Source organism: Staphylococcus sp. EG-SA-2, assembly GCF_017152085.1.
This window is the reverse complement of sequence record NZ_JACYHC010000997.1, coordinates 1-831: the sequence shown is the minus strand read 5'-3', so window position 1 is coordinate 831 and position 831 is coordinate 1. Positions and strand designations below refer to the sequence as shown.

General features: G+C 39.2%; 1 protein-coding gene. It reads right to left on the bottom strand.

Translation table 11 applies throughout. The features are described 5' to 3' along the window. Positions 1–831, bottom strand: an 831-nt coding sequence (locus IDG60_RS24250) for a hypothetical protein (RefSeq protein WP_274611449.1), incomplete at both ends; no start/stop codon positions are given.

Sequence of the window (831 nt, the reverse complement as noted above, 5' to 3'; positions counted from 1 at the left end):
TTGCAAGTTTATCAACATCGGTAAGTACATCAGAATCTGGCTCAACATCAGAAAGTACAAGTGAATCCGATTCAACATCAACATCATTAAGCGATTCACAAAGCACATCAAGAAGTACAAGTGCATCTGGATCAGCAAGTACATCAACATCAACAAGTGACTCTCGTAGTACATCAGCTTCAACTAGTACTTCGATGCGTACAAGTACAAGTGATTCACAAAGTATGTCGCTTTCAACAAGTACATCAACAAGTATGAGTGATTCAACGTCATTATCTGATAGTGTTAGTGATTCAACATCAGACTCAACAAGTGCGAGTACATCTGGTTCGATGAGTGTGTCTATATCGTTAAGTGATTCGACAAGCACATCAACATCGGCTAGTGAAGTAATGAGCGCAAGCATATCTGATTCACAAAGTATGTCAGAATCTGTAAATGATTCAGAAAGTGTAAGCGAATCTAATTCTGAAAGTGACTCAAAATCGATGAGTGGTTCAACAAGCGTAAGTGATTCTGGCTCATTGAGCGTCTCAACGTCATTAAGAAAATCAGAAAGTGTAAGCGAGTCTAGTTCATTGAGTGGCTCACAATCGATGAGCGATTCAGTAAGCACAAGCGATTCGTCATCATTAAGTGTATCGACGTCACTAAGAAGTTCGGAAAGCGTGAGTGAATCTGATTCATTAAGTGATTCAAAATCGACAAGTGGTTCGACTTCAACAAGTACATCTGGTTCATTGAGTACCTCAACATCATTAAGTGGTTCAGAAAGCGTAAGCGAGTCTACCTCGCTAAGTGATTCAATATCAATGAGTGATTCTACTAGTA